The 9673-nt window shown below is 58.3% G+C and carries 7 protein-coding genes; 1 reads left to right on the top strand and 6 read right to left on the bottom strand.

Annotated features, from left to right (window positions below; translation table 11 throughout):
• From HQL52_19130 to HQL52_19105, 6 genes are all read right to left on the bottom strand, one after another.
• The coding region (locus HQL52_19130; GenBank protein ID MBF0371557.1) for a TolC family protein at window positions 1-1420 on the bottom strand (1420 nt) is incomplete at its 3' end.
• Window positions 1421-1752: 332 nt separating this feature from the next.
• Window positions 1753-2664 carry an HlyD family efflux transporter periplasmic adaptor subunit gene (locus HQL52_19125; GenBank protein MBF0371556.1) on the bottom strand — a complete coding sequence of 304 codons (912 nt, stop codon included), beginning with the start codon at window positions 2662-2664 and terminating at the stop codon, window positions 1753-1755.
• A 193-nt stretch (window positions 2665-2857) separates the two neighbouring features.
• Entirely contained in the window at window positions 2858-5041 is a 2184-nt protein-coding gene (locus HQL52_19120) for an HlyD family efflux transporter periplasmic adaptor subunit (protein ID MBF0371555.1), read from the bottom strand.
• A gap of 3 nt (window positions 5042-5044) precedes the next feature.
• Window positions 5045-7111, bottom strand: coding sequence for a GAF domain-containing protein (locus tag HQL52_19115; protein ID MBF0371554.1), 2067 nt, complete (start codon window positions 7109-7111; stop codon window positions 5045-5047).
• 586 nt (window positions 7112-7697) lie between these two features.
• A complete protein-coding gene (locus HQL52_19110) occupies window positions 7698-7847 on the bottom strand; it encodes a hypothetical protein (protein ID MBF0371553.1) in 150 nt (49 codons plus the stop codon).
• Window positions 7848-8008: 161 nt separating this feature from the next.
• Window positions 8009-9358 carry a hypothetical protein gene (locus HQL52_19105; GenBank protein ID MBF0371552.1) on the bottom strand — a complete coding sequence of 450 codons (1350 nt, stop codon included), beginning with the start codon at window positions 9356-9358 and terminating at the stop codon, window positions 8009-8011.
• On the opposite strand from HQL52_19105, the gene HQL52_19100 reads away from it, so the two are divergent.
• Window positions 9320-9673: hypothetical protein (locus tag HQL52_19100; GenBank protein MBF0371551.1), on the top strand; the 354-nt coding region annotated here is incomplete at its 3' end. The genes HQL52_19105 and HQL52_19100 overlap by 39 nt on opposite strands.

Raw genomic sequence — 9673 nt, 5'->3', positions numbered from 1 at the left:
CTGAAAATTCCCGGCCCACGGCAAAATCCAGGGTGGCCAGGGCTTGGAGATAGCTGCTCAGGGCGGAGATGTGGTCCTTGCGGGTTTTGGTGAGGAGTTCCTGGGCATCCAACACATCCGTCGCGGTTCCCAGGCGCTCCCGATAGCGGATCTGGTTGACGCGATAGTTTTCTTCCGCCTGCTCCAGGGCTTTTTTCAGAACCCCTACCCGTAGTGAAGCCTCCTGGGCGTTGAGGAACGCTTCTCTGACTTCAAGACGCACCTTATCTACCATCTCCTGATGGCTCAGGCGCTTTTGCCGGGTGGTGGAGCGGGCGGCGGCGACCTCCTGACGGGTGCGGCCCCACTCCCAGATATCCCAATCCAGATTCAAGGAGATATGGCCTTCGGTATCGGTATCCCGATAATGGATATCGTCCGCCTCCCAACTCCAGCTGGCCGAAAGATCCACCGTCGGCAACATCCCCGCCCGGGCGCTCTCCTCCCCCCACTCTCCCGACTCGATGGCCAAATGCGCTTTTTTCAGGTCAGGCCGCTCCCCCTGGGCATGATCATAGGCTGACTCCAGGCTCCAGGAAAGATCCTGCCAGCTGAGATCCCCTTGGGGATTCAGGGGTGTTTCCAGGGGTTGCCTCAACAGGCGGTTCAGGCGGGATTTGGCCAGGGCGACCTTGTTTTTCGACTCGATCACCTTTTGCTCCCCCTGGGCCACCTCCACCCGAGCCTGCAACACCTCATTGCGCCAGTAACGCCCCTCCTGATAAAACGCCTCGGCATTTTTTTCGTGCTGTTGCAGCCTTTCCAGGGAGGAAGTCGTCTCCGTCAGCAGTTGATCGGCTTCCAGGAGCTGATACCAGATTTTTTTGACATCCCGGGTGAGGGTTTCTGCTTGTCGTTCGGCATCCAGGCTTGCCTGCTCTTTGCTGATACCCGCACTCTTCCAACTGCTCCAGAGGGCCTTTCCCCGATAGAGGGGCTGGGTGATGGTGATGGACGATTCATAGGATTCTGCGAGGCTGCCGCCGGATTCGGTGTTTTGGATGTAATCGTAGCGGCTTGATTCCAGGTTGACCGATGGCAGCATTTTTCTGAATTTGGCCGACTCGCTGGCCCGTTTACCCAAAACCGCCTCCCGTTTGATGGCGAGTCCCAGGTTTTGTTGATAAGCCAAGGCCAGGCATTCATCCAGAGTGATTCCCTTGGTGGCGGCAGGGAGCGGGATGGTTTTGGTTTCGGAGAGGGATTTTTCCAGGGTGGCTTCCCGGGCCAAAATCATCCCCTCCTGGCCAGGGGATGTTTTTTCAGCGGGGGGAGCTTCTTGAACAGGGGCGAGGGGGGCGGCTACCCCAATGGGTGCCCCCAGGGTTGAAAGCCCGGCCATCATCAAGCCCGGAATCCACCAACCAACGCGTTGGTTCATTGTTCCCCCCCCTTTTTGATCCGAAATCCAGCTCGGCCCCTTCGGCAGATAGGACCCTTTCGGCAGGCACGGTCCCTTTGGTGGAGCACTATAGCAATTCTATCTCAAAATTGGACACTCTTCCCTGACTCGTCATCCCCGCGAAGGCGGGGATCCAGGGGCTGATGATTGCCCTCAAGGAAAAATCAAATCTTCAAGAAAGGCCGGTGTTTTGCTGAAAGTGAAGCAAGATCTGGAAAGGTTCGTGCCAGACAACTCTGGATTCCCGCATTCGCGGGAATGACGACAAAAGTACAGCGGCATATGTCCAATTCTTGATTCGAATTGCTATATCATTCGTTTTGCCACTGGCGCAGGGTCATGTAGCGGCCTGACAGCACCTGCCCCGCTTGGGGGGTGACCTGCCAGATGACTCTCTGCAAACCACTGGCGGGATCCACAAACGGCATGAGGGTTTCCGCCCGGGCCACCCCCACCTTGCGGCCTTGATCCAGCACATCGGTTTTGGTGCCGGGGGTTAAATTTTGCAACAGCGCCGGGGGGACATCCATGATCATCTGTAAGTGATTCATATCCGCCAGCTCCAGGATGGGATTGCCCATGGCAGTCCATTCTCCCGGTTGGGCCATCACATGGGTGACAATTCCATCGAAGGGGGCTTCCAGTCGATAACCGGAGAGGCTCAAGCGGGCGGATTGGAGGCTGTTTTCAGCGAGCTTGACGCTGTTTTCAGCGCCCTTTACCGCCAGCTCCGCTCCCCGTACGCCAAACCGGGCTTGACGCACCGAAAATTCCGCCTCTTCCACCGCCATCCGGGAGACGATGGATTCCCCTTGCAGACGGGCGGTTTTTTGTTGCTCATGGCGGGCCATCTCCAGAGAGAGTTGGGCGACTTCCAGGGCCCCCTTGGCCTGGGTGAGATCGAGCTTGGCCCCCGCCAACGCCCCCTTCATCCGAGCCACCTCCAGACGGGGAGAGCGCTCTTTCAGTTGGGCCAGCACCGCCCCTTTTTTGACCACCGTTCCTTCCCGAATCAGAGAGACCAGGGTGCCCGACTGGGAGAGGGCCAGCTTTGACTGCTTGACTGGCAGCACCACCCCCCGCAGATGCACCGACAGATCCCGATCCTCTCCCCCCTGGGCGGCAGAGATGTTCACCAGCAGCAGACAGAGAGCCAGCCATCCCCCGATACCCGAGATGGACCAGGTGGGTGGGTGGTGATGGTTTGTTTGCCGGATTTTCATGGGCGCTACATCCCTCTCCCGGTGATGCTGGTTTCGAATATTTTCCAATCGCATGGTGGACCCCATCGATCAGGGCCACTCCGTGGTTTTATCACACCCCTTCTCCCCGTGCCCGCTCTTTCATCTCCCAGCTTCACGCCTGTTGTCTCCCACCACCCCGCGTTACCTCTCCTTGCCTCTACTTATTTCTCGGTCAAATCCACAAATCAGCCCGCAGGGTGGAGCGAATGGGTCTCAGGAGGTGTTCCCAGAGGGGGCGATTATCTCCCACGATTCGCACTTCGCCACTCAAACCGGGGGGCGGGGGGGAGGAGCCCGGGGGGATCTCCAGGCCGATGCGCACCTGAAACAGTCGGTTGGGGCCATCCACCTTGGCCACCGGGGTGACGTGGTGCACCTTTCCCGTATAGATCTGTTTTGGATCTCCCAGCAGGCGGATCAACGCCCCGTTTCCAGACTCTACCAGAGCCAGATCCGATTGGGGAAGCAGGACGTTCATCTCTCGGGCGTGGGCTGGAATCAGGGTGATGATCGGCTCTCCCCGATGGAAATAACGTCCCTCCAGGGTGATGGGTGGCGGGCCGTCCACCTGCCAGTTGCCCCGGGGAACCATCACATCCAGGCGGGTCAGGCGCTCTCTGAGGGAGGCGATCTGTTGGGAGACCGAATCGATCTGGATCAGGGAGCGGCGCATTCCCCCCCGATCATCCAACATTCTGGCCAGCTGCCGATCCAGCAGAAGCCCCCGCTCCCGGGCTTCCAGACGGCTGATCTCAAGGGCCAGTTCCGGGGCCTCCATGCGAAAGAGCAGCCGCTGACTGGTGGGGAGGGGATCGAGGGGGTCATCTCCGGCGGGGCGCTGTTGATCGATGGCTTCTGCTGGAGCGTGGTGGTGGGGAAGGGCGCTTTCCTGGAGGGCATGATGTCCCAGCGCCCGCACCATCCGATCCATGCCATACCCCACAGCGGTGATGGCGCCGCTCTCCGGGGCGTGGAACACCAGCGCTTGCCCCGTTACCTCACCAGTGGTGACGATGGAGACCCGGGGGCTCCAGAAAAAGAGCAGAAACAGACAGAGCGCCCCGATGATACCGGAGGTAACTCGTCTGCGGGGGGTCGAAAACAACACCTTCATCCCAACCTCCTTGAGGGTGGCGGCCCAGGAGCCGGTGAGACGTCGCACCAGCTTCAGTACGACGATCAAAAACGCGATGATGCCGAAAGTCCCCATCCCCTGGGCGATAAAATCGTAACCAATCAGCGCAATACCCGACAACATGATGGTCAGATAGGCCACAATCAAAAATCCATAGATCAGATAGATTCGCTCCTCCCGGCGGTTGCTCTCCAGGGGGCGTTCCATCTCCAGGCGAAAAATCCGGGTTTTCAGTTGGTAGGAAAACCAGGCGATGGCATTTTGCCGCAGGTTGGGAATCTCCAAAAAGTCCGAAAGAATATAATAGCCGTCAAATTTCATGAGGGGGTTGAGGTTCATGAACAGCGATGAGGCGGTGGAGATGGTCATGAGAATAAAGGCGATGCGCCCGATGGGGTGATCCACATCCACCAGCAGCCAGATGAAAACCGCCAGGGCAGCCAGGATCAATTCAAACCAAACCCCGGCCAGGGCGACATAAATTTTGTGGCGGGTGTTTTCAAACAGCCAGGCGTCGTTGACGTTGCAGTAAAGACAGGGCTGAAAGACCAGGAGCAAAAAGCCCATGTCGTCCACATCCCCGCCAAAATGTTTGCAGGTGAGGCCGTGACCCACTTCGTGGAGGGCGATGGCCCCCAGAGCCACCAGCCAAATGTTGAAAAAATTCCAGACCCCTTGCTGGGAATAAAAAAAGACCCGTTCAAAATCATCCAAAAATCGGGTGCCGTTGGCAAAGCCGATAAAAATCGCCAGGGCCATCAATACAAAGCTGCCCTTGACGAAAACCGGATTCCAGATAAAACGCACCCGGTCGATGGTGTTGTTGAAGAGGCGGTTGGGATCCACCAGGTGGAAGCGCATGTTGAGCATCGACCCTTCCGCCTGCAAACGCCGCCCCCGGCGTTGGCTGCGGAGCTTTTCCAGATAGGCGGCTCTCAGCTCTTCCTGGTTGCGCTCCAGCAGCTGATAGGATTGGGCCGATTGGGCCAGCTCCTGCAGCCCCTCCAGATCATATTCATACACCTCGCTCGCCTCATCAAAAGCCGCGAGCAGAGCCTCCCCATCCCGCTTGCCGTCAAACAGGGTAAGCATTAAATATTGTTCGGCATCGAAGCGAAAATAGCTCCCCTTATCCGGCTCCTTCAGGATAAAGGTGGTCTCACCCCGCTGGGTCAGCTCACGAACTTTCAGGTCGGAACGTAAGGGAGGAGGGGGCTCCACGGCCTAGCCGCCAAACCAGAAGGTGTAGGCGTTGATCATCCGCCGCATGAAACGCACCAGAATGGAGGTCTCGGGGGTGGCGATTTCTGCCTGTCCGGTCATGCCCGGGCGCAGGGTGACGTCACTTTGCAGCACCTTTACTTCAGCTGCGAATCCTTCGGGGGGAGTGGTGTCCATCACCCCCTCTTCCAAGGCTTCCACCGGCACACTGAAAGCCCGCCCCACATGGACCACCTCGCCGCGAAAGCCCTGTCCGGGGCGGGAGCGGAGTACCCCACGGACGGGCTGTCCGGGTTGGATATCCAGGACATCCTCTTCGGGAATTTCCACCATCACCGTAAAACGCCCGGGATCGGCCAGGCGGAGGATTTCCGAACCGACGGCAAACTCCCGACCGATCAGCTCTGCTGGCCGGGGGGTGAGGACGATGCCGGACATGGGGGCGCGGATTTTTACTTTTTGCATATCCAAGCGGGCTTGTCGGGCTTCAGCCTGGGCGGCAAACCGTTCGATGGTGGCTCGGCTCATGGCCGAGGTGTCCGAAGCGGCTTTGGCTTCGATGATCTGCCGGTCGAGGATCGCGAGCTTCGATTCGGCATCCACCAGACGCAGGTGAATGGGGGTGTCGTCCAGGGAGGCCAGGTGGTCCCCGGCGTTGACCCAATCCCCCTCCTTGACGTGGGTGGTGCTGATGCGGCCTGCCACCTCCAGATAGATCCCCCGGCCAAAACGGGACTCCACCAGGCAGGGGCCGGAGACCGAACGGAAAATCGGCAGATAGTGGAGGCCGGAGACGATGCCTACCACCATCAGGCCGATCAATGCAGTACGTCGCCAGCCGGAAATCAGCCGCTTGGAGCCTTCCCCCATCTTACCCAGCACGGCGGCAAAGGGGATCTTTTGAAAGAGGCTGGCATTGCGCAGGGCGACCGTGGCCTGGTTGGCCAGGATAAACAGCATGTCCGCTTTGCCCTTGGCGGCAAAATAGGCCTGCTCACTCTCCAAAAAGAGCACCCCCAGGGTGCCTTCATCATCGGTCAGGGGAGTGACCCAGGCGGATTTCATTTCGTGCTCTTCCAGATAGTCGGCCCAGGCGTTGGGTTTGTCGCCGCTCTGCTTGCGATATTTCACCACATCTGCCACATAGGAGGTGCGTCCTGCCTTGCGGACCTGCTCCATAAAGCCCAACAGAGTGATCTGGGTGGGATCCTTGGGGTCCAGGGGACGGCCACCGGAGAGGGCTGCCAGAAAAAGGGTATCCTTGGTTTCATCCAGCAGGGCCACCGCCCCGGAAGAGACCTCCGCCAGCTCCCCGGCCAGGTTCACCGTCATCACCAGCACCTGGTCCAGATCCAACGTCGAGACCACCTGGCCTGAGACCTCCATCAGGGTGTGCATCTCCTTCACCCGGCTTTCGCTCTCCAGCAGCCGGGCATTGCGTACCGCGACCCCGGCGGCTCGGGCCAGATCTTCCACCAGACGCCGGTCATCGTCACTGAATCGTTTGGACAGGCCGCTTTTTTTGTTGACGATCTGAATCGCCCCAAAGGCTTCGTCTCCGTCGGAGAGGGGGGTGCAGATCAAAGAGGCGGTATTAAAGCCGGTGCGTTGATCCACCTGGGAGGCGAAGCGTTCATCCTCGGTGCAGTCCAGCACCACTTCGGGTTGGTTGCGCTCGATGACCTGGCCGACGATTCCTTCCCCCTTGGGCAGGCGTAGACCGAGAATTTTTTTCTTGGCGGGGCCTTCCGCCAGATGGCAGATATTTTGTCCGCTGCGCGCCTCAAAAAGCCACAGGGAGCCTGCCTCCGCTTCCATCACCTCCAGCACCCGCTTGAAAAGCTCATCCATCACCTTTTTCATGGAGCCGGTGGAGCGGACAAACTCCCGGGTGAGGTCTCTGGAAAATTCCAGATATTTGACCTCTTGTTGCAGCTGGATAATCCGAGCCGGGATTTCGGAGCGGGGTTTGCGGGGGGTGGGCTTGATCCGTTTTCGGATGGCGCCGGCGGGGGGGGATCCGGATGGGGGCGGTGCTGGTTTTTTGGCGGTGGCAGTGGGCTCCGTCATGGGAGAAATATCACCCTTTTGGATCCTGGAAAATGGGGCGTATGGAGGAGATATAGCCGTTTTATTAAAAACTGGGCACACTCTCCTGATACGTCATCCCCGCGAAGGCGGGGATCCAGGGAGATTATGTTTGCACTAAAGAAAAAATCAAACCTTCAGGAAGCTGGGAATTTTGCTGAAAATGACGCCAAGCTTTAGGCTGGTTTGTGCCAGCCCTTCTGGATTCCCGCCTTCGCGGGAATGACGGCAAAAAAGGAACAGCATATGTCCAATTCTCAAATGGAATTGCTATAGGACAAACAGAGACAAGATAACGGAACGCTACCCCCGGGGCCAAGCCTGGTCTGGTTTTTTGGCTGGTTTTTTGAGGCTGTGAGAGAAAAGGGTTCTAAAAAAAATTTATCAAACAAGTCAAATATAAACAATAATTTACGTTTAAGGTGGCACATCATCTCCCCTTTCCTTGAGAGCGGAAGAAAAGGGTTCGGTTCAAGCAAACAGTTCCCATGCATACCCCGGGATATGACGGCCTTCCACCCCTCTCTCTCCTGATGGATTGCAGGGAGGGGTGGGAGGCCGCCAACGGTCAACTGGGTGGTGCTTTGATCCGGGGTTTGGGTTTACTCATCATATGCTTGATTCTTTGCGCTTTGGCAAAAGCCTGGGCCTGTCTTTGTTGTAGCTTGGCCTTGTTTTTCAAGGCTTCCGCCTTAGCGGTTTTTTTTGCTTCGGCCATTCCCTTCCCCTCTCTCTGGCTGAAATCATGATGCTTAACAGATGCAAAGTAAGTGCTTTGATCCAGGAAAAATCCCCTCCGGCCTTTATCAGGAACCAGTGACCGGAGGGGTTTTCAGAGATCAGGCATTCATTCAGATACGATCAGGTTGTCTCCTCGGATTAGAGGATATTGCCCGCACTATCCCACTCGGTGGTGTTGCCGTCAGCATCGGTATAGCTACCCGAGCCATCGGCATTCCAGGTGCCGCTGGAGCCGTCGGCATCGGTATAACTACCCGAGCCATCGGCATTCCAGACACCGGTAGAGCCGTCTACATCGGTCCAGGTGCCATTGCCGTCGGCATCCCAGGAGCAGGTGCCGTAGTCATCCACCATACTGCCGGAACCGTCGGCATTTTCGATGATGGTGGTGCCGTCACTGCCTTCATACGTGTAGTTGCCATCACCATCCCAGGTTTCGACAGAACCATCCGGGTAGGTGGTGGAGCCGGAGCCATCGGTATTGTAGGTGGAAACCGTACCGTCAGCATCGGTATAGGTGCAGGAGCCATCTTCGTTCCACACCTCGGTGCCGCCGTCATCGTGATGGAACTCACCCGTCTCCATCTGGCCTTCTTCGACGATGTTGCCATCGGCATCCGTGACGGTATAGCTGCCGTCAGCACCCCAGGTTTCGGTGGTGCCGTCAGCCCAGGTGATGGTTTCGGAGCCATCTGAACTCCAGCTACCGGTGTTGCCATCGGCATCGGTCCAGGTACCGTTACCTTCGGCATCCCAGGAAGCGGTGGAGCCGTCTGCCCCGGTCCAGGTGCCGGAACCATCGGCATTCCACTGCTCGGTGGAGCCGTCTGCCCAGGTGGCTGAGCCGGAACCATCGGCATTCATGGTGCCGGTGGAGCCATCGGCATCGGTCCAGGTACCGGAACCATCGGCATTCCAACTGGCTGTGGAGCCGTCTGCCCCGGTCCAGGTGCCGGAACCATCGGTATTGAAGGTTTCCACCGAACCATCGGGATAGGTGGTGGTGCCGGAGCCATCCTCGTTGTATTCGGTGACTCCTTCATCCATGCCCTCTTCACCATCGGGGCCACCTTCACCGTGGTGTCCACCTTCACCATCAGGCCCGCCTTCACCGTCGGGTCCGCCCCCGTCACCGGCTTCATTGTACTCACCGATCTCCACGTTCAGGGTCACGGTGCCATCACCATTATCGGTCACACTTTCAATGGGCCAGCTCTGGATGGTGTAATCCCCATTTTCATCAGGACCACTCGCTTCCGGTGGCAGATAGTCACCGGTATCTCCCACTAAATCACCAGAGATTACAAAGGTGTCTCCATCCTGATCCACGGCATCATAGTCGATGGGCAGGGTCCAGGTTCCGGCATCGCCATCCAGCCCCCAGGCGGGTGAACCGCTCGAATCGCCATCAAAGAGGGGCTCAATGAATGGATTGACATAGCCATCCGGGTGAGGGGGCGAAGAGGAACCGTCGCCATATTCACCCATATCGCCTTCACCACCCATATCACCCTGGCCGCCTTGGTCACCTTGACCACCCATATCACCTTGGCCGCCTTGGTCACCTTGACCACCCATATCACCCTGGCCGCCCTGACCGCCCATATCACCCTGGCCGCCCTGACCGCCTTGACCGCCCATATCACCCTGGCCGCCCTGACCGCCTTGACCGCCCATATCACCCTGGCCGCCCTGACCGCCCATATCACCCTGGCCGCCTTGACCGCCCATATCACCCTGGCCGCCCTGACCGCCCATATCACCCTGGCCGCCCTGACCGCCTTGACCGCCCATATCACCCTG

The organism is Magnetococcales bacterium, assembly GCA_015232395.1.
In the GTDB taxonomy this organism is placed as follows: Bacteria; Pseudomonadota; Magnetococcia; order Magnetococcales; family JADFZT01; genus JADFZT01.
The sequence above is the reverse complement of the archived record's forward strand: the minus strand, read 5'-3'. Positions and strand labels throughout refer to the sequence as shown.